Source organism: Exiguobacterium sp. s80, assembly GCF_018618725.1.
GTDB lineage: Bacteria > Bacillota > Bacilli > Exiguobacteriales > Exiguobacteriaceae > Exiguobacterium_A > Exiguobacterium_A oxidotolerans.
This window is the reverse complement of record NZ_JACSMP010000010.1, coordinates 61,841-80,570: the sequence shown is the minus strand read 5'-3', so window position 1 is coordinate 80,570 and position 18,730 is coordinate 61,841. Positions and strand designations below refer to the sequence as shown.

Below are 18,730 nucleotides of genomic sequence, written 5' to 3'. Positions count from 1 at the left end.
CGCTTCATCCAGGACGATGACCGTGAGGTGTTCCTCGTCATCCTACTCAATACGAAGAACCGCGTCATTGCCGTCCATCGGGCACACGTCGGTAGCATCAACTCGAGCGTCGTCCACCCTAGAGAAATTTTCAAGTCCGCCATCCTCAACAATGCGACGTCGCTCATCGTCAGCCATCAGCATCCGAGCGGTGACCCGCATCCATCGAGGGAAGATATCGAGGTGACCGAACGGCTCGTCGAGGTCGGACGCATCGTCGGTATTCAGCTTCTTGACCACATCATCGTCGGTGCCGGAGACGAATACGTCAGCTTGAAAGCACAAGGTGTGCTGTAAAGAGACGATAGAGCGTAGACGGACGGGATACCTCCGTCCTGTCCGCGCGCGCAAGAGTATGGACGAAAAACGACGTCGTTTTTCTTTTGAGAGAGCGCAAGCGAGTAAGGAATGGATTCGTCCCGAATCCAAGGGCAATGAGAGACCCGCAGTGGACGGATCCACTGCGGGTGAGAAAGTCTATCGGATCTTTTCTATATAGAAGGGTGTGATGGAGGATACAGTAGTGAGACAAGTAGTGGAGTGAATGAAGGTTCGAGGAGAGATAGCTGATTGAAGTGAATCAATCCTCCTGTAGATAGGTAGTGATGCTCTTTCTACATAATGTACAACATCAGGAGATTTGTCGGGCTCATGCGTGAGGTTGTAGGCTGCACGCAGCAACATCCTCATCGCACCGCTGCCCTCCTGCCGGACCGATAACGAGAGCTGCACATCGCTTGCGCGAGGCATCTCTACGTTCCTGTTCCTTGCGACGGAAGGCACGGAGCGTTTTAAAAATAGAAATAATTAATTTAAAATATAGGTCTTATCACAAATACTTGGTTATTAATAAAAAAAACCAACAGCCAATTGACTGTTGGTAGAAGAGGAAGTATGGGGAAAGGGGAGGGGGTTAGTCTACTTTAACCAAAAAAGCGAATTGTCCGTCACCATTGGACCACTTTGCTTTGATTTCATAGGCATACGTTCCTGTTTCTTTCGGGACAGTAACGGCATCGCCAGTTAAAGTAACTTTTTCAGCATCTTGCTTATCTTTCCAACGAACGATCTCAATAGATTCCGGTTCGTCTTCAAACGAAATATCGATTTTTTTATTTGAGGATACTACAGTTGGTTTGCTTTTTTTCGTCATATCGAGTCCGTCGACATATACTTTATCGACACATTGGTTGCGCAATAGACCATCCCAACAAAATGATCCTTGAACCGTTGGAATATCTTTTCCTTGTGCTTCTACTTTGGGGTTTGGTGGTTCCCCACGAAAAGGGTCAAACACAAAAAATAGAACAACCAATACTACTAAAACACCAATCCATTTAAATTTACCCATAAAACGCTCTCCTTTGATAAAGATTATTTTTAAAAAAGTTTAAGTGTTCTTATTGAGCGGCTTGTTCCTCAACAAATCATTCTTTTAACTCGAGTTCATCGTGTCTCCCCATGATAGGTGAGATCGTTTGATTCTCAAATGCAGTTTCATACGTATCAACTACAGTTTGAATATCTTCGCCATCTTCAATAAGAACTTCTCCATAAGCAGGAACTGGGTTGTGCCAATCCATTTTCTCATCATGGATTGTTGCAAATAAATATACTTTTCCAGATACAAGCATTTCTACTCTTCATACGTTCACAATACTTTATTACCTTTTATAATATAACGATTTTATGTAATTTACAATTGTATACAAAGTTATATTTTGGAAAAATTATTTTGTGGCAGAATTGAAGAAGTTTTGCAATGCATGGATGAGCGAAGAAGTGAGTGAATGGACGGAGTTCTATGGATAGAGGATTGATGTTTCCATAGTAATGCGGACGACATAAAGACTTTCGAGCTCATGCGTGAGGCTGTAGGCTGCACGCAGCAACATCCTCATCGCACCGCTACCCTCCTGCCGGATCGATAACGAGAGCTGCGACTCGCTTGCGCGAGGCATCTCTACGTTCCTGTTCCTTGCAACGGAGGGCACGGAGCGTTCCATAGAATTATAAAAAGGAAAATAAAAGGTTAGGATGTAGAGGAAGGAATGGCATACTATAGGAAAGAGTCTTGTCCACGTATGAGATCGTCGTTAATGCTTCGGTCATGAATGATGTGTCGTATGCGAGGATATCTAAAAAAGGAGAAACTACATATGAAATTTGACGGATCGACCAATGTATTAGGTGCAGCACTTACAAATGTCCCTCTACTCTACCTTGTACCGATTGCATTCGGACTTTTCTTATTGATCGATTTCTTGTTTACAAAAGAAAAGAAGAGCTTTTTGAGCCGAACAGGTAAAATGATTTTGGTTCCGTTCATTCTAATCGTAGGTGTACTTATTTATCTCTATTGATTCGATATGCGTAATAAGAATGATCATTTTTATGACAGAAACGATTTTAAAAAGGTCGTTTCTTTTTTTATGCGTGAAAAATCAATCGTGCATTGTTTCGTAACGACTCAGTTATCTTACATATCACTTCGCTTACCTTATCTAAGGTAGTTCGTACAGACTTTTAAATCGTTCTATGCTGTGCTTAACAAATCGGTTAGGGGTGGAGTACATGAATATAGTAGAGATGTTTGAGGTCATGGAGCAAGCGAAGGGGAAACAGATACCAGATAAGGTAACATTGATTGATGCCCAGCTTCGATTCATACGAGAGGTAGACGGATCGATTGAGTACGTGACATGGTTCATCGATGTTGATCGACTGACAGACTTCATGCAGACGCATTTTACTAAGCAGACCCATTGAGGTCTGTTTTTTTGTCTATTGATATATAGATTAACCTATCAATAAAAATAGGTGGGTGGGAAATATAACCAACTTTATCCTGGTATTCACTGTATACTGAAGATAACTTACAAATCAGGAATGGAGCGATGAAAGATGAAACGAAAATGGATGGGTGCCAGCTTAGCGCTCGCAAGTATTGGATTACTCGTCGGACCACTGCAAGGTGCAGAGGCAGCGACACCAAAAATCAAGGTTCACTATATCGATGTTGGTCAGGGCGATGCGATCTACATCAAAATGCCGAGCGGTGAAGATATCATCATCGATGGTGGCAACAAAGGGAAGGGCGATGCACTCGTCACTTATCTGAAGAAACAGAAGGTCGATGATATCGAGGTGTTGATCTCGACGCATCCGGATGCTGATCACATCGGGGGGCTTGATGAAGTCCTCGACTCGTTCAAGGTCAAGAGCGTCTATGCACCGAAGGTCAAACACACGACGCAAGCCTACAAGGACTTCTTGTTGGCGGTCAAACGCGAGAAGCTGACGATCAAGACGGCGAAGGCGGGCGTCTCACTCCCGGTTAAAGGCGTGAAGGCGCAGTTCGTCGGACCGGTCAAAGACTATGCGAAGAGTGATCTGAATAACTGGAGCGCGGTCTTACACGTCGCTTATAAGAAGAATACGTTCCTGTTCACGGGAGACGCGGAATTGAAGTCGGAAAAGGACATGATCGCGAAGAAGAAGACGTTACGTGCGGACGTCCTCAAGGTTGGACATCATGGGGCGAAGACATCGACGAGCGCGACGTTCCTCAAGTACGTTAAACCGAAGTACGCTGTCATCAGTGTCGGGAAGAATGCCTATGGACACCCGACGAAGGAAGTCGTGACGAACCTGAAGCGAGCGAAGGCGACGATGCTGCGGACAGATAAGAGTGGCACGATCGTCTTCGAAGGGAACGGATCGTCCTACACGATCAAGAAGTCGAAATGACGAAACGAAAAGGAATCATCGACCGGATTGAGGGGAAGTGGGTCGTCGTTGAGTTCGATGATGGGATGCGCGATATCCTGATTTCCCGCTTCCCGATGACAGTAGAATCAGGGGATGTTATTTGGATGGATGAATATGGTCATATCGAGAAGGATGAACAAGAACGCCAGCGACTGTCGGACGAAATCGATGAGCTGATGGAAGAACTATGGGAAGACTAAAAAAGAAATGAGCTGAAGCAGATGAATAAGTTAGGACAAGCGGTCGTTATCGTCGGGTTAGGGTTATCACTCGTTGGATGCGGCACACAAGAGACGATAGAAGATCCACCGAAAAAAGCAGCGAATCCGACTGAAAAGGTCGAGGTGGCAGAACCGAAAAAAGAAGATGTCTATTTTAAAGACGACACGCTAAAGATCGACATGGCGACCGTCAAGATTCTTTCGACAGAAGTACTTGAGCCGAGTAAAGAATACTTCCGCGAAAAGCCCCAACTCGTCTTCACATATGAGACGACGAATGACAGCAAGAAGCCGCTTAATGGAATGAATGTCTGGATTGCATGCTTTGAAGCGACACAAGAAGGAACCGATACAATTAACAAGCTAGAGGTAGGGATGACGCCACAAGAAGAGAAGTATGCCTCTTATTTAGAGCATCAGCTGGATGATATCAAACCGGGTGGTACTGCAAAAGGGATTATGGCTTATGACATTGAGGATCCCAAGGCAGTCGTCACCTTGAAAGCTACTCAAGGACTATCAGGAAAAGAGCTAGGAGAGAAAAAGATTGAATTGAAATGAATCATGAGTTAAACGAATAAGAGAGAAGCAGCGTAAAGTTGCTCCTCTCTTATTTTTGTTGCAAATGCAATAAAAATAATTTAAAGTTTATGTAGCTACTCAACGACTCATACAGAAGCGAGGTTCTTTATGAAAGAGATTCTAAGAGAAATCGGAATGATAGCACGAGCCTTAGATTCAATTAGTAATTTGGAGTTTAAAGAGCTCAATCTATCTAAAGGACAATATGTGTACATCGTGCGTATCTGTGAGAATCCTGGCATTATTCAAGAACAATTAATCGACTTGATTAAAGTAGATCGTTCAACAGCAACGAGAGTGTTACAAAAGTTAGAATCTGGTGGTTTCATCGAAAAAAGACCGGATGATCTTAATAAAAAAATTAAAAAAATCTTTCCGACAGCTAAAGGAAACTCAATCTATCCCTCCATCATTAAAGAACATGCATATTCAAACGATGTGGCATTGACTGGGTTTTCTGAAACTGAAAAACATGAAGTATTCGAATACCTTTATCGTATTCGAACGAATATTGAAAAAGACTGGGAGTATGTGAAAAAAGGAAACAAACGAGATTATTGAGAAAAGAGGATGCGAGATGATTAAACGTTTTACAGAAAACGATGTAAGTACTTTACAAGAGATCAGCATTCAAACTTTTTCGGAGACATTCGAACATGATAATGAAGAGCAACATCTCCAAGCTTATTTAGACAAGGCATATAATATTGAAAAATTACGTGAGGAGTTATCGAACATATATTCTTTTTTCTACTTCATTAAGCATCAAGATACGATTGCAGGATATTTAAAGGTAAACGTAAAGGACGCGCAAACGGAAGCAGTAGGGGAGAATGCATTAGAGATTGAACGTATTTACATTCGAAAAGAGTTTCAAAAACTGGGTCTTGGAAAAGAGCTATTGAATCATGCATTTGCTGTTGCACATGAGCAACAGGTAAGTAAAGTTTGGTTAGGCGTATGGGAAGAAAACAAAAATGCGCTTGCTTTTTACAAGAAGAATGGATTTATCAAAAGTGGGCAACATTCCTTTTTCATGGGGGAGGATGAACAAATCGACTGGATCATGGAAAAGCAGATTTCGAAATAAGCTAGAAGGAGAACAGGTGAATGTATATCCCTAAGTATTTCAAAATGAATGACTATAAAGAAGTCTTATCCTTTATGAAAGAGCATGCGTTCGTGACATTAGTCACCACTCAAAACGGTATTCCTATTGCTTCCCATATTCCTGTTCATCTGTCAGAAAAGAACGATGCGCTCTTTATTACAGGTCATTTAGCTTATGGAAATCCTCAATGGCGAACACTGGATCAGGAGACGAATGTATTAATCATATTCCAAGGTCCTCACGCGTATATCTCTTCTTCTTGGTATCAAGAGGAAAACGTGCCGACATGGAACTATCAATCCGTTCATGTCTACGGTGATACTAAATTGTTGGACGATGATGAGTTACGATACGATTTAAAATCAATGATGCTGAAGTATGAACAAGGTCGAGAAAATGCGTATACATCCGAAGAAAGAATGTCTAGGTTAATTGAAAAAGAATTACCTGGTGTTAAAGGGTTCAAACTTAAGGTGACAGACATCCAAGCTCAAAACAAATTGAGTCAGAATCGAAAAACAGAAGATTACATGAACATTATCGAGCAACTTCCGAAAGAACAAACTATGAATTCGACAGAAATTGCGCATCAAATGAGTCGACTTAAGCAATTGGATATCAAATAATATGATCATCAACAGAAAGGACGCATCTAAACATTAGATGCGTCCTTCTTCTTATCCTCTTAAAATGATTTCGGCTTTTTTCTCAGCTGTCTTCTCATCCGTCCAGTCCATCTCAGACAACATACTTGCTTGAACCTTTTCGATTTGTTCATGCGTATAGCCAAGTTGCTCCATCGCGATGGCAGCATAAGCAATTGCTTGATTATTAGTCATGATTATTCCTCCGTCTTGTCTGTATTGTCATTTTTATCCTACTTTTTTATAGTACTTGATTTTAAAAGAGGAGAGGACATCTTTTTAGCGGCTACGGAAATCCTGCTCCGGTACATTGAAGTGACGCGTTACGATTTGTCGCACTTTTTCTAGGTCACGATCTTCTGTCGAAATCATCTCGTCGTACCATGCCTTTTCAAGTACTTGTTCGGTCTCCTTACTGACGACTTCTGTGTTCAGGATGTGATGGTACGGACCCATCGCATCATCGAGGATGCGGAAGTGTTGGCTGATCGGTTCTTCCCCCGGGATAACCAGCGTATAGGCGACTGTTTCGTGCTCATCAAAGTCACGATCATTGGCTTTCGCGAACGGTTCGAAGAAGTCTGTTGCCCCATGGACCAGCATCATCGGTTCGTCAAAAGACGACAGGTCTTGCTGCGTGTCTTGCTTAGCGATGCTCGTCAGGTAAGCACCGACGTCCTCCGATGAATGTTGCATGATTCGTTCTAGCCGTTCAGCTAATGGTAATCCGTGTTCTGTGATCTGTGCTTTCTGTTCGATGTACTCAATCATTTTAATAGGTGATGCTTCGCGTTCCAAGATTTGCTCCTGCTCGAGTGAAGCATGGATCTCACGGATGAAGTGACCGGATGTCTGATGGACTTCGTGCAACAAGTCTTCCTTGTCGCGCAAGTCTCTCCCTTGCGTCCAATTGGCGAGATACGACAATGAAAACTCGTCCGTCGGAAAACCAAAATGTGCTGCGACCGTGTAAGCGACCATCTCCGCTTGGAATTCCTTCTCATGTGGTTTTAACTCGATTCCGCGTTCTTCATTCCGTTCCATGTTGTGCAGATTGGCATGCGCGAGTTCATGGATCAGGATGGTCACGTTCTCAATATCCGAGTTCCGCGGATTGAGAGCGATCGCGTTCAGCTCTGGATAAAAGCATCCTTTCGCGGTATCAAGCTCGTTCAGTGGCTGGTCGAGTATTTTCACGTCTTGTGTCTCGGCAATCCCGTTCAACGCGCGGCGAAACGATTCCGCCTCGCGAAGCGATCCATTTCGATGATAGGAAGCAAACAGTTCAGAGACTTCAAGTCCCTTTTCCCGTGCATCGGTCTGTGTGTACTCGAAGACATGACCAATCTTGTAGTACATCGCTTTCCGCGTCGGAAGAGAACCTTCTTTGGCACGTTTTTGCTCCGTCTTCGTGGCGTCCTTCCACGCCACCCACTCCGTCTCTCGTTTGATGAACGTAACGGGGGAGGGAACGAAGATTTTAATCCCTTTCTCACCCTTTTGGACCTGGACACCTTGCTTCTCCCAGTACGCATAGGAACCGACGGCGCGGGCACCTTGGAACTGTTCCTCGATCAACAGCATGTTCCGCGTTGAGTAACGATGGAACCGGCTCATGAAGTCGAGATGTTCCTTGATGCTCTCCTGACTGACGAAGTGAGAAGCGAGCTGTGTCTCCATCTTGTCGGTCAATGCTTGGACTTCCTTCTGGTAATCCTCACGCGTCTTCTTCTTGTATGCCATACCACTCACGCTCCTTCCGACGAAACGGACGAATCAGCAGCACCTTCAAAATCGTTTAACTCTTCTAATACCATCGGGTCGGTAGCCAGTCGATCCAGTAGTAGATGACGGCGATCACGTGATACCGAGAGTAATACCAAGGGTTCTTCCTGTAAGAGTTGCAGTAGCGCGTATTCCTCCTGTAAAAGGGGAATGTCGTAGCGCGCTTGATGAATCATGACGGTGACGTGGGTCGAATGCAATTCGAGAAATGTCGCGAGTGTGAAAGCTTCGAGTCGTCTCATTTGTGAGTCATCCTTTCTTTATCCGAATGCTTATGTTGCTTGCGTTGGTCGATTAGCCGTTTGACAGCCGTCTCTGCTGTCTCGAGGAAAGAGGGACGGTATTCGGTCGTCGGGATGATGTCCTCGATGCTCTCCGTCTGCATCAAAGCTTGTACCAGTTCGATCAATACCTGTGTTTGAAAATCCGTCTGTTGGACGCTTTTTCGTAACGGAGAAAGACTATTCGTGATCTGTTCATCCCAAAAAGACGTCAACTCTTGCTCGATTTGTTTCGAGACGGAACGACTGACATAGTTCAAGTCCCATTGCTTTTTGATCATCTCCTGATAGTCGCGGATGATGTGATCGATGGCTGGACCGATCCCGGACAACCGTTCTCGCTCCTGATACTCTTCTAAAAATTCAGCGGTCACAGCACTCATCCGAATTCGTACTTGCTTCGTTTCCTCCATCTGTATGCTCCTTCCTATACAATCATGAACTGTAAAAATGGCTGCCAAAGAAACAGGACTCCGTTCGAATGATATGATGAACAGATAAATTAGTTAAAGCGAGGTACAAACATGTCAAAAGTTCATTTTTACGATTCTATTCTATTGATTGATGCCCCTATTGAAGAGGTATACGATTACCTGACGAAGAATGAACACATTCTGAGTTGGAGCAATATGACTAAGGATCATATCTATGCAAACGGAGAACCATTGCAATATTCATACGCAGGTCAGAAGCTTCAAGTCATCCAAGAGCATCGTGGAAAAAGGTATTCCGCTGATGCTTGGATCGAGAAAATCGAAGCACCTTCCTTCATTGATCTCAGAACTGCGAATGAGATCGGAACGATGATTGGTCAATACCATTTGCAATCGAAACAGAATCAAACAGAGCTACAAATCGATTTGATAGTGGATACACCGAAATGGGTGTATGCTATTCTTTACAAACTCTCCAGATCAAGATTGAATCGAATATACAATGAAGAATTCCAGCGTTTGAGTGACTATGCGATTCAAATGAATCGCCGATAAAAAAATTCTGGTTGTCATCCTTTTGTCGTAAGGGTGACTTTTTCTTTTATCGATCATGATCGATTTCTTGCTGCAGAAGTTCAAACGCTTTTTGATTTTGTATGTGTTCCCACTCATCGTTCATGTGTCGTCCGATCCGATAGAGTGTCTCTTGCATGATCCGTTCACGTCGAAACGCTGACTGGATTTTTTGTCTAGGTGAGGATGTCTTCATCTTTGCAAGCTCCTGAGGTGACTTAGACGATTCACGCATCTCGGACAGGATGGCGTTTCCCATCCGCGTGTAGAGATCCTGTTCTTTCGTCTTCCGATAAGCCGATGCTTGAGATGCCGAACCGTAACTCCGTTCGTAGAATGCGACCTCCGTATCGAGTCGTTGCTTGAACGCGGCGTGTTCTTTCTCGAAATGCGTCGCAAGATATGTGTCGGTGAACTGATTGAGTGAAGGACGCAGTTCGTGCATGCTGTTCATGTTGTAATACCGTTGCCGCTTGTCGTCCGGTAGTCGTTTCTGAATCGCTTTATACTGGCGTACGAGTTCCGGATGTAGCACGCGATTTGAAACGGATAGTGTTGCATGATTTCGTTTGTGCGCGAGGACTTCATCACGGATAAAGGCATTCAACTTCTCCTGTTCCCGTGTCCGATCGGCGAGTGTTTGGACGACTTGTGCCTTCATCTTCTCAATCGTTTTTGGTTTACGTTTGCCCCGTTCACGTGGATGAACTGTCTCAACTGTCGCGACATGGACGTGGATGTTATCCGTGTTGTAATGAATCGCAGCGGTCCACGTCGCATGCAGCATCTGTTCCTTTTCGATCATCAGCGCGGTCGCGTTCCGTGTCGCCTGCATCAACCGTTGTTCATCGATGTAACGATTTTCTTTGACGCCGACTTCCTGTAACCAGGCTTCATCGAACGAGATGACGTCTTGCCAGAGGATGCTACCGTTCTCTTGTGCCCGACGGAAGATATCGCGTAACTGCTCTCGTTCCCTCGCATTCAATCGGTCTTGCGTCGCCGTAAACAGACCACTTGATTTCAGTTCGTCTTCCATATAGTCGTGGTAATTCTCAAATTGATGCGATTGTGCTTTCGTCTCCGGACGATCGATGTAGCTGAGGTAGGTCGTGTAACGATGCGAACGTCGGGTTGCTTGCGGCAACTTGAACTTCGACTTGATGATGACGCCTGGAATGTTACTCATCCTGCATCACCTCACGGAAGAGTGTAGTCAAGAGTTCGAGTTCGGTTGCACTTCGCTTCAGATGCAAGGTATTCGCTTCAAGCTGTCGTTCGAGGCGTGCGACCTGTGTCGACTGGATGCCGTCCGTGCACCAGGTCGTCAACAATCCTTTCAACAATTCTTGTCGGGAACACATCTGTTTCTCCGCCTGTTCGTCGAGTTGTTTGACGAATATGGGGTCGATGTCACGAATCAAGAGATCCATTCGTCTTCCTCCTTCCATCAGAAAAGTCAGTCTTAATGATTTAAAACAATGAAAAGTTTTCCGAACAATTCACTCGTTCCTCCTGTCATTAGAAGTGAGAAAGGTGATCCTACTTAGACGAAGAACGGAGGAAACATATGCAACCCATCATCGAACACGGTTACGCACTTGGAGAAGCCGTGAGCGTCTCCTTGACCGTCGAACTTTTGAAAAATATCTGGTCGAAGATACAGCATCATGAGATGAAAAGAGTCGAAAAAAGTGACGTAACAGAATCAATCTAAGAGTTGATGAAGGTCGATAGAATGACTAAATGTACGTCGATTTTTTTAGAGGAGAAAAACCAAAAATAGTTCAAAACTGTGAAAAAGAGCATAAGGGGAAACTGCTATCACTCAGCGTGCTAGCCTAGGCGGAGCCTAGTGTTTCCCTGATATCATCAAAATCGCCAAAAGGTCACACCGCGTGCCACTAAAAATGGCATTTTGGCACGGTGTTTGCCACCTTACCATTTCAGTTCACGTGCTTTAACAAGTAGCTGATCCTGTCTTTTTTCTTCTTGCGTGAGTTGTTCTTTCAATTCCGTTTGTCGTAACAGTGCGTCTTCTTTGTCCTGCTTCAGATTGAAAATCTCGTCCTCGCGTTCGACTTGTTCATCGAGTGTCAGGTCGGGTAAGGTGGCTTGTTTCGTCTCGATATTCTGTTCGATTTGCTGGATGAGAGAAGCTTGATCCATCTGTTCGCGTTTCATTTTTTTGATCCGTTTTTGACTTTGCAGGTGCTCGTCAGCGAGAAAAAGTTGTGCATAGTCATCTGCTTGTTGTTTAGAAAGTGATGTCTTTAGGACACGTCGCTGATCCATATAGAGTGATTCGACGAGCGCGTCTTCTCGCTTCGTAGCACTCAGTTTCTCGAGTGACTGTTCAGGCTTAATGACATACAAGCGTAGTGCTAGCTGATCAAAGTCACGCGGTACATCTTCGATTTCGAATACGTAGTGCTCGTCCTGCTGATAGACGACACGGACGCGTTGCTCATCCGTCGGGCGTTCCTTATATGCGATTCGTGCCACAAGCTTTGACGCGTAGTCTTGAGGTTGATCGAACTGGAGACGGACCCGCATTTGCTTCCGCTCCTCATCGTGAGACCAGTCGAGAAGCGTGACGGTCTGTCCATTCGTCAACCGTTGTTCTTCGCCGATGGGTGTCGCATTGATCGGTTGTTCCTCAGCAAAGAAGAGGGAGGAGAAGCCGAAAAACAGAAACCCAATCAAGAAGAACAGTCCTGCTCCGAGATACAGCTTCGACCAGTCACGAGTCAATGTCTTTCGTTTTCCTGCGTGCATTTAGACACCTCCTGACGTTTGAAGACTCTTCATCTGATCGACGATGTAATGTCCGTCTTGGCGTGTAAAGGTCAGTTCAACTAATTCATCAGACGTCTCTTCATAACCATTGGCATCGATCGTCAACGTCCGTTGGAAGCGGACGAGACAATGCTCCGGATCGTCCCGACTTGGAAAGACTTCGATGTCCGAGACCGAAGCGCTGAACTTACTATCGCTTCCGCTACTCGCGAACAACGTCTGTTTGAGAGACTCCGACATATACTGGGCGGCTTGTCGTTTGCGCGTCGGATAGGTCCCATCTTCCCATGTGAAAGCGAACGTAATGAAGCGTTCCGCGCTCTTAGAGATGGTCGAATCGTGCTCTTGCTTTTGTTCGCCACTCGAGATGGTCGAATCTGAAACCGTCGTTCTTGGTAACACCTTCTTCTCGTCTTTCTCGACGATTCGATGCGGTTCATCTAATGCGATGGAGCGATATTGATAGACATTGGCACTGATCGACAGCAGCAAACAGAACAACACGAGCCAGAGGAGATGACGACTCGTCAATGCCATGATGAATCCCTCCTTATAGCGAAAACAGTGGTGCCGGATCAATGTGTCCGGACCAATCACTCGTCTTGAATTCGATGTGCAGATGATTGCCCGTCGAACGTCCGGTCGAACCGCACATCCCGATCGCCTGCCCGGCTTCGATCTTTTGCCCCGCCTTAACCTGGCGTGCAGAAAGGTGGGCGTAAGCGGTGATCCAGTCGCCTTGTTTGATTTGAATCAGCTGCCCATACGGTCCGCGTAGACCACTATAGGTGACGGTACCGGAACGGACGGCGTGGACGGTATCGGTATCGCGACAGCTGAAATCGATGCCCGTATGGGCGTCCGTCTTTCCAAAAACAATCCGTGATCCGAATCCCGATGTCATCTGTAGCGGGATGTCGAGCGGAGCATGGAGCTTTCCTTTAATCGGTCCTGTTTTGCCTTCCGCTAGTACGGTCGGTGTCAGATAACGAAGGACGGCATCGACATATTCGATATCGCCATAGCAGGCTTGATGCTCGATTGCGCTTGGGCGATGGCACTGATAGATGCCGCTCTTCTTGACGCGTTGATACATCATCTGTGAAAAAGAAATCGCGAGTTGTTTCGTATAGCGTCCACCGTTCCCTTGGACGTAATCGATGAAGCCTCCGCCGAAGTTGTAACTCTGGAGCGTCAACTTGACGTCTTCGTTCGCTTGCCGGAAGACAGATGCGAAGTGCTTCACGCCGTAACGAATGCTCTCGTCGGGAGAAGTGATGCAACCAATCCGTCCGCACTTCGATTCACTCGCTTGCATCGGATCGTTTCCGCGTCCGCCGCTTTCCTGCATCATCAATGCAAGAACGACGTTCGTCTGTCCCTCAAGTTGCTCCTTCTTTAATTCGCGCGCAATCGCTTCACGGTATTGTAAGACATCATCACTGACTTGCAGACTCGCATCCGAGTAAGCGATCGGTGTCTCCGTCGCCTGATCGTTCTCGATCCCGGTCAACGTATCGAGAATGCCTGCGACGATGATGATCAGCAGGAGGAGCAGGAGCGCGATTCCGAGAGCGATCAGACGATACTTCAAGGTCAGGAGTCGCCATTTCATCCGGACGGCGACACGTGCCGACTGCCGGACCGTACTCCACATCAGGCACCACCTCCGAACAAGGTCAGCTCCTCGGGTGAGACATCGACATCGAAGATCAACGTCTTCACACCAGAGATACTGAGGACGATCCGTCCCGTCTCGAGCGACGGGATCAACCGCGTCTCACTCTCGGTCAACTGTCCGTCGAAGACGGTCTGGATCGTCGGGATGCTCTCGGCATCCTGTTCGCCGATGAACTTATACTGCGTCAGCTGGAACAGAGTTTTGACGTTTTCCGCGTTCTCCGACTTCGAGCCGGTCGGGACAAAGTCGGTAATTAAATGGGAAGCGAAGAAGATACCACCGAAGTATTTCCGTGCTTCGCGCATGAACTGTTGCAGGTACAGGATCGCCGGTTGGGCGATATCGCGCGTATTGATTAGATGATGTGCCTCATCGATGACAATCAGATATTTGAAGGCATCTTCGATTAATAACTCGCCCTGGTTGTAGCTGCGGAGTTGTCCGGCACCGTTGAGAATCATCCCGTCCCAGAGCATGTTCATCAGGTTGAAGACCTGTGCCTGAAAGATTTCATCTTTCAGATTGGTTAGGTTGCGTAGCGGAAACGAGACGATCGCTTCTTCATCGAATCGTTCAATCGAAGAGTGCCCGTCGAAGATATTGCCGTAGTTGTGGACGAGGTTCGTGATCGCGAGCTCGATGTTCTCAAGACGACGGATACGGTTCGTACTGATGCGCTCACGGATGGTCGTCCGCGTAGCGTCCGCATACAATTCGGAACGGACGAGCGCTAAGAAGTCGGAGAAGACGGGGTAGGTATTCGCCGGATGCGTCGTGATTGGTGCGTCACCGTCTTCGTTCCAGAGCCCTTTCTCGAGGTAGAGTTGCCGGAGCAGAATCTCGAACTCGTTCGCTTCTTCTTGCGTGGCTGCCGGATTGATGTAGTGATAGAAGACCGCAATCTTCGACAGGTGTTGCATGAACGAGAGCGCTTCGTCTGCCGAGCCATCAGCGTGCGTCACTGTCTTATAGACATGGAGTGGATTGATCCGACCAGCGGAACCGTCAAGTGCGATCTCCTTCCCACCGAGCTGTCGGACGAGGTCGGAGAATTCGCCAGTCACGTCCAAGATACGAACATGATTCCCTTTGATGGCTTGATCGAGGACCGTCTTCTTGAGTAAGGTCGATTTCCCGGAGCCCATCTTGCCGATCATCAACGCGTTGTAAAACTTCCGTTGCTTGTCCTTATGGAACAAGTCGAAGATGACGCTCCCGTTCGTGTCCGTCGTCCCGTAGTAGGTCCCCGTTGGATCCTGTAGCGACGTGAAATGAAACGGATAACCACCTGCGATTGAGAGAGACGGAATCTCTTTGCCGCGACGTCGGTTCGGTAGTTTTTGCTGTTGCTCGTAGCTGAGGAAGAGACTCTGCCACTCCCATTCCTGTTCATTCAGGAAGACGGTTGCGCGGAAGTTCCGTGCCTCCAGTTCTTCCATCACGTCCTGGACTTGGCGTTCGAGTGTGTCGAGTGTCTTTGCTTTGACGTAGAGCCGGAGATGCAAGTACTTCATCGTCTCCCCTTGCGTAATCTGTTCGTAGAGTTCGTTTAGTTCTTTGTAAGTCTCCCGCGCATCAATCCGGTCGACATTATCCTTCGCATTCTCGAAGCGCGTATTCTGTTCAGCCATCGACTTATTGATGGTCCGGATCATCTCCCGTTTGTCCGCCGTTCCGATGTCGAGCGTCGTCAGGACGCCAGGGAGGTTGAGGATCGGTTCGAGCCAGAAGTCGTAGACGGTCGATTGATACTTATAGACATGGAGGCAAGCGAGATAACCGTCGCCGGTCCGGACATAGTTCGGCTCGAAGCGAATTCCGCCTTGCGGTTGGATGGTTTGGACGAACGTCGGATTGTAGCCATTCTGTCGTTTGATCGTCTCCGGGTCTTGCTTCCGTAGAAAACGTGTGCGCCACATGGGACCATCACTCCTTTCCGTCCTGAGTCGGTTTCGTATTCGGGTTGTGTAGCTGGAATAACACATGGATCTTCTGTTCGAGTGTCAGATCGACCATCGGGTTGCTGCGTCGAAGCAGTTTCATCAATTGGTGTTTCCGTTCCCGCAACATTGCCTCATCCGGTGCATAAAAAAAGAGGAGATAATCGCGATTGGTGCGATGCTCCTCAAGGTAGATCAGTTCTTGTTTCTTCTTTTGCAGGAACGGGCGGTAGGCGGCGTTTTGATTCTGCCGCAGCTGTCGTTCGATGCGTTGTTTTTGTTTCTCCAGATTGAGTGGTGTATTAAGTGGGATCACCTTCAACGGATGGATGTACGCCTGTAACAGATAGGCGAGGGAGAAGATGTCATGATCCTTCTCCGTCTCGGACAACCCGTAGATATCCTTTGAAGTCAGTTGGATGATATCGCAGAACGTCCCGTCCTGCATCTCGAACATGTCGAATACTGTCGAATCGACAATCGGTAATAGCGAGGCGACGGATGGTGGGATCCGGACGCGTTTTTCCTTTCGTGTTGAAGATGTCGTCAATTGCATCTCATCGAGCCAAGTAATGTCTGTCGTCGGAACTGTTTTAGATCGTTTCTCTTCCGATAAACTCATGCCATCACGCTCCTTTCGTTCCGTCCTTACTGTCTGTCAATGCGATATACGTGTCTTTCTTCTTCATCAGCGCGTAATAGAGCACGTGAATCATCCGTTTCTCTGGATTCGTCGTCGGTCGGATGACGAGGAAGAGTCCGAATGCGACGAGGAAGAACGTAAACGGAAGATGCAAGACGTCCGGGATGAACGGCAGGGCAATCAACCGGACAATGATCAGAGCGACGAGAAAGAGTAAATCATAGAGGTAAAGCATCTTATTGATCTTCAATTCGGTCGTGACTTCGTTTGGAATTCGGTACTGGCGCTGTTGCATGTTCTCACTCCTTTTTCGGGTCTAGCCGCGGGACATCCGTCGAGTACATACGGGACAATTCTGACGTCACACGTGTCTGCGTTTGTTCGACATTCTTGAGTTCTTTTTGTGTCGTCGTCTCCAGTGTCTGATAGATCGACTTTCGTTGCCGCTGTGTTCCGGATGATGTCTCTTGCGACTCAGTGATAGAAGGTGAAGAATTGCTCGCGCTAGAAGAGGGTGCAATAGGTGCTGCCTCTTCAGATGTTATGTCAGCTGTTGATTCTGAGTGAATAGAAGATGGATTAGGTGCACGTGATCCAGTTGATTGTTCCGACGATGAAGTAGGCTGTGATGCGACAATTGGTTCAGAGCTATTGAATGCATCAGGTGAAGTAGGTGGTTGTTCCTTCATCGATCTATCGGGTACCTTCGATTGTGCAACAGACGTTTGCGATGATGGCGGAGTAGTCGCAGGTGATTGTGGTGAGACATCGTCCGAACGACGTGGCATGGACTCTTTTGATGTTGTTGCAGTCGGACTCTCCGAACTCGTGTCGTGCGTCGATAAATCAATTGATTCAATGCGTTGGTTCTCTTGTCCGGTTGATCGTGAAGTGCGCTCTGGTGCTTGCGAACGTATTGGCACACTATCGGACGAACGATCCGGACGCCCCGTCGGTGTGCCACCACCTGATGGAGGATTCGTTGGTAACTTTGTACTGGCAGCTTCTGAGGCGGATGGAGTAGAGCGTGATGTCCTCTTCATCGTCTGTCCAGCGACACGAGCTCCGACTTTTGCCGTACCTTTCCCGACAGCATACGCACCAAGTGCGACACCCCACCCGCGTTTCAGACCCGCATCGATCCCGAAGAGGCGTTCGACCATGTTCGGTCCATCAATCAAGGCAGCAGAGAAAGCAATCAATGCGATCAAATAGGCAAGTCCATCGAGTGTATCAGCAAGATAAGCCGTCCCAATCGTGTAGAGCTTGATCGAGACGAAAATCAAGATAATGACGAGGAATGTATTCAGGATGCTTTGAATGACCTTCTTCGTCTTTTGTCCGCTGTGTAGGTCAGCAGGGGCGACTAAAATCGCTAGAACATAATTAAAAGCCAACTCGAACGAAAGTCGAGCTAGCTTGTAGGCAATCGAGAAAAGGGTGAAGCCCATCACGCCAAGCGTGACAAAGATCGTCAGCCAGTTCGGATGATAGCGATAGTAGTACTGGTTGTTCCATTCAACACCGCTCTGGTCTAACTCGGTTTCGGTCATTTCTTTCCCATTCCAAGCAAGTTTGTTCTGAGAAATATCTTCACCTTCTTTACTCAATCGATACTCATCGCTATCAAATACATCATTAATGTCTATATTCTTGATTTGGCTTGCTGGAATAGAGTTTGGAATTTTAATTTTTGTATCTTTGAAAGCAGTTTTATCATATTCGACTAAATCATGTACATTTTTTTGGAGCACTGATTGTGATAGAGTATGATCCCGATTTTCATATACTCCATCTTGATTGATGCTTGTAATGGCTTTGTCTGTGAACTCACTTGTCTTTATCATTGTCGGAGATAATAACCCTAAAACTAACAAAGTGATAAACAGATTGATGAGAAACCCTTCTCGATCAAATTTTTTCTGAAAAATCATCAAGTAACCGGTGAATAAAAAGCTCCCGGCTAAAATGACATATAAAAAAGGTTGAATCGTCTGAACGAATTCAACCACTTGAGGATTATTAAAGAATGATTTTATGAGGAGGATGTCGTTTGTAATCTGTTCAAGACCATCGATGATGAAGGAGAGACCTCTAACGAGAAGCCAACCAATAGAACGAAGCGCATCTCTCACTAAATCACTGATGCTCAATAAGTCTTGAAATTCCTCCAGTTTGGATGCTAGATCTCCATTAGCCATGATGGTCCTCCCTTCTCTGTCTGCT

General features: G+C 46.4%; 26 protein-coding genes. 11 read left to right on the top strand and 15 right to left on the bottom strand.

Annotation, left to right across the window (positions count from 1 at the left end; genetic code table 11):
• On the top strand, positions 1-336 hold a 336-nt coding region (locus tag KNP94_RS14420; RefSeq protein WP_215115903.1), incomplete at its 5' end, for a JAB domain-containing protein.
• A 616-nt stretch (positions 337-952) separates the two neighbouring features.
• Here the strand turns inward: KNP94_RS14420 and KNP94_RS14415 are convergent.
• Together KNP94_RS14415 and KNP94_RS14410 are read right to left on the bottom strand one after the other, a co-directional pair.
• The gene (locus KNP94_RS14415) at positions 953-1,390 is read right to left on the bottom strand and encodes a hypothetical protein (RefSeq protein ID WP_215115902.1); all 438 of its coding nucleotides are present in this window, start codon (positions 1,388-1,390) and stop codon (positions 953-955) included.
• 76 nt (positions 1,391-1,466) lie between these two features.
• A complete protein-coding gene (locus tag KNP94_RS14410; RefSeq protein WP_215115901.1) occupies positions 1,467-1,673 on the bottom strand; it encodes a hypothetical protein in 207 nt (68 codons plus the stop codon).
• A gap of 525 nt (positions 1,674-2,198) precedes the next feature.
• Between KNP94_RS14410 and KNP94_RS14405 the strand changes: the two genes are divergently transcribed.
• From KNP94_RS14405 to KNP94_RS14370, 8 genes are all read left to right on the top strand, one after another.
• Entirely contained in the window at positions 2,199-2,402 is a 204-nt protein-coding gene (locus KNP94_RS14405; RefSeq protein ID WP_214859053.1) for a hypothetical protein, read from the top strand.
• 211 nt (positions 2,403-2,613) lie between these two features.
• The gene (locus KNP94_RS14400; RefSeq protein WP_215115900.1) at positions 2,614-2,808 is read left to right on the top strand and encodes a hypothetical protein; all 195 of its coding nucleotides are present in this window, start codon (positions 2,614-2,616) and stop codon (positions 2,806-2,808) included.
• Positions 2,809-2,943: 135 nt separating this feature from the next.
• Positions 2,944-3,789, top strand: a complete 846-nt coding sequence (locus KNP94_RS14395; protein WP_215115899.1) for a ComEC/Rec2 family competence protein — start codon at positions 2,944-2,946, stop codon at positions 3,787-3,789.
• On the top strand, positions 3,786-4,010 hold the full coding sequence (locus tag KNP94_RS14390; protein WP_215115898.1) for a DUF3006 domain-containing protein: 225 nt from the start codon (positions 3,786-3,788) through the stop codon (positions 4,008-4,010). The genes KNP94_RS14395 and KNP94_RS14390 overlap by 4 nt, the downstream gene beginning before the upstream one ends.
• A 21-nt stretch (positions 4,011-4,031) precedes the next feature.
• Entirely contained in the window at positions 4,032-4,592 is a 561-nt protein-coding gene (locus tag KNP94_RS14385) for a DUF5067 domain-containing protein (protein ID WP_053451908.1), read from the top strand.
• 129 nt (positions 4,593-4,721) lie between these two features.
• Positions 4,722-5,174: a MarR family winged helix-turn-helix transcriptional regulator gene (locus KNP94_RS14380; protein WP_215115897.1), complete on the top strand. Its 453-nt coding sequence runs from the start codon at positions 4,722-4,724 to the stop codon at positions 5,172-5,174.
• A gap of 16 nt (positions 5,175-5,190) precedes the next feature.
• A complete protein-coding gene (locus tag KNP94_RS14375; protein ID WP_215115896.1) occupies positions 5,191-5,703 on the top strand; it encodes a GNAT family N-acetyltransferase in 513 nt (170 codons plus the stop codon).
• 20 nt (positions 5,704-5,723) lie between these two features.
• Positions 5,724-6,350, top strand: a complete 627-nt coding sequence (locus tag KNP94_RS14370; RefSeq protein WP_215115895.1) for an FMN-binding negative transcriptional regulator — start codon at positions 5,724-5,726, stop codon at positions 6,348-6,350.
• 51 nt (positions 6,351-6,401) lie between these two features.
• Here KNP94_RS14370 and KNP94_RS14365 read toward each other — a convergent pair whose 3' ends face one another.
• The 4 genes from KNP94_RS14365 to KNP94_RS14350 all read right to left on the bottom strand — a co-directional run bounded on the left by KNP94_RS14365 (position 6,402) and on the right by KNP94_RS14350 (position 8,847).
• Positions 6,402-6,563 (bottom strand): hypothetical protein, encoded by a 162-nt coding sequence (locus KNP94_RS14365; protein WP_215115894.1) that lies wholly within the window; start codon positions 6,561-6,563, stop codon positions 6,402-6,404.
• A gap of 84 nt (positions 6,564-6,647) precedes the next feature.
• Positions 6,648-8,111, bottom strand: coding sequence for an ArdC-like ssDNA-binding domain-containing protein (locus KNP94_RS14360; RefSeq protein WP_215115893.1), 1,464 nt, complete (start codon positions 8,109-8,111; stop codon positions 6,648-6,650).
• Positions 8,112-8,116: 5 nt separating this feature from the next.
• Positions 8,117-8,395: a hypothetical protein gene (locus KNP94_RS14355; RefSeq protein WP_215115892.1), complete on the bottom strand. Its 279-nt coding sequence runs from the start codon at positions 8,393-8,395 to the stop codon at positions 8,117-8,119.
• Entirely contained in the window at positions 8,392-8,847 is a 456-nt protein-coding gene (locus KNP94_RS14350) for a hypothetical protein (protein WP_215115891.1), read from the bottom strand. Before KNP94_RS14350 ends, KNP94_RS14355 begins: the two co-directional genes overlap by 4 nt.
• 111 nt (positions 8,848-8,958) lie before the next feature.
• Between KNP94_RS14350 and KNP94_RS14345 the strand changes: the two genes are divergently transcribed.
• On the top strand, positions 8,959-9,423 hold the full coding sequence (locus KNP94_RS14345; protein ID WP_215115890.1) for an SRPBCC family protein: 465 nt from the start codon (positions 8,959-8,961) through the stop codon (positions 9,421-9,423).
• 46 nt (positions 9,424-9,469) lie between these two features.
• Here the strand turns inward: KNP94_RS14345 and mobP2 are convergent, their stop codons facing one another.
• A complete protein-coding gene (mobP2, locus tag KNP94_RS14340; RefSeq protein ID WP_215115889.1) occupies positions 9,470-10,630 on the bottom strand; it encodes a MobP2 family relaxase in 1,161 nt (386 codons plus the stop codon).
• Positions 10,623-10,874, bottom strand: a complete 252-nt coding sequence (locus KNP94_RS14335; protein ID WP_052019183.1) for a hypothetical protein — start codon at positions 10,872-10,874, stop codon at positions 10,623-10,625. The genes mobP2 and KNP94_RS14335 overlap by 8 nt, the downstream gene beginning before the upstream one ends.
• A gap of 137 nt (positions 10,875-11,011) precedes the next feature.
• On the opposite strand from KNP94_RS14335, the gene KNP94_RS14330 reads away from it, so the two are divergent.
• Positions 11,012-11,158, top strand: a complete 147-nt coding sequence (locus tag KNP94_RS14330; RefSeq protein WP_215115888.1) for a hypothetical protein — start codon at positions 11,012-11,014, stop codon at positions 11,156-11,158.
• A gap of 221 nt (positions 11,159-11,379) precedes the next feature.
• Here the strand turns inward: KNP94_RS14330 and KNP94_RS14325 are convergent, their stop codons facing one another.
• The 7 genes from KNP94_RS14325 to KNP94_RS14295 are packed head-to-tail and all read right to left on the bottom strand — an operon-like array spanning position 11,380 to position 18,705.
• Entirely contained in the window at positions 11,380-12,219 is an 840-nt protein-coding gene (locus KNP94_RS14325) for a hypothetical protein (RefSeq protein WP_215115887.1), read from the bottom strand.
• Positions 12,220-12,777, bottom strand: coding sequence for a hypothetical protein (locus KNP94_RS14320; protein WP_215115886.1), 558 nt, complete (start codon positions 12,775-12,777; stop codon positions 12,220-12,222).
• A gap of 13 nt (positions 12,778-12,790) precedes the next feature.
• Positions 12,791-13,897 (bottom strand): lysozyme family protein, encoded by a 1,107-nt coding sequence (locus KNP94_RS14315; RefSeq protein WP_251132677.1) that lies wholly within the window; start codon positions 13,895-13,897, stop codon positions 12,791-12,793.
• Entirely contained in the window at positions 13,897-15,840 is a 1,944-nt protein-coding gene (locus KNP94_RS14310; protein ID WP_215115885.1) for a VirB4 family type IV secretion system protein, read from the bottom strand. Before KNP94_RS14310 ends, KNP94_RS14315 begins: the two co-directional genes overlap by 1 nt.
• A gap of 7 nt (positions 15,841-15,847) precedes the next feature.
• Positions 15,848-16,483 carry a hypothetical protein gene (locus KNP94_RS14305; protein WP_215115884.1) on the bottom strand — a complete coding sequence of 212 codons (636 nt, stop codon included), beginning with the start codon at positions 16,481-16,483 and terminating at the stop codon, positions 15,848-15,850.
• Between the two features lie 4 nt (positions 16,484-16,487).
• Complete coding sequence (locus tag KNP94_RS14300; protein WP_215115883.1) at positions 16,488-16,799, bottom strand: DUF5592 family protein; 312 nt, start codon at positions 16,797-16,799, stop codon at positions 16,488-16,490.
• 4 nt (positions 16,800-16,803) lie between these two features.
• Complete coding sequence (locus KNP94_RS14295) at positions 16,804-18,705, bottom strand: pLS20_p028 family conjugation system transmembrane protein (protein WP_215115882.1); 1,902 nt, start codon at positions 18,703-18,705, stop codon at positions 16,804-16,806.
• Positions 18,706-18,730: the final 25 nt, after the last annotated feature.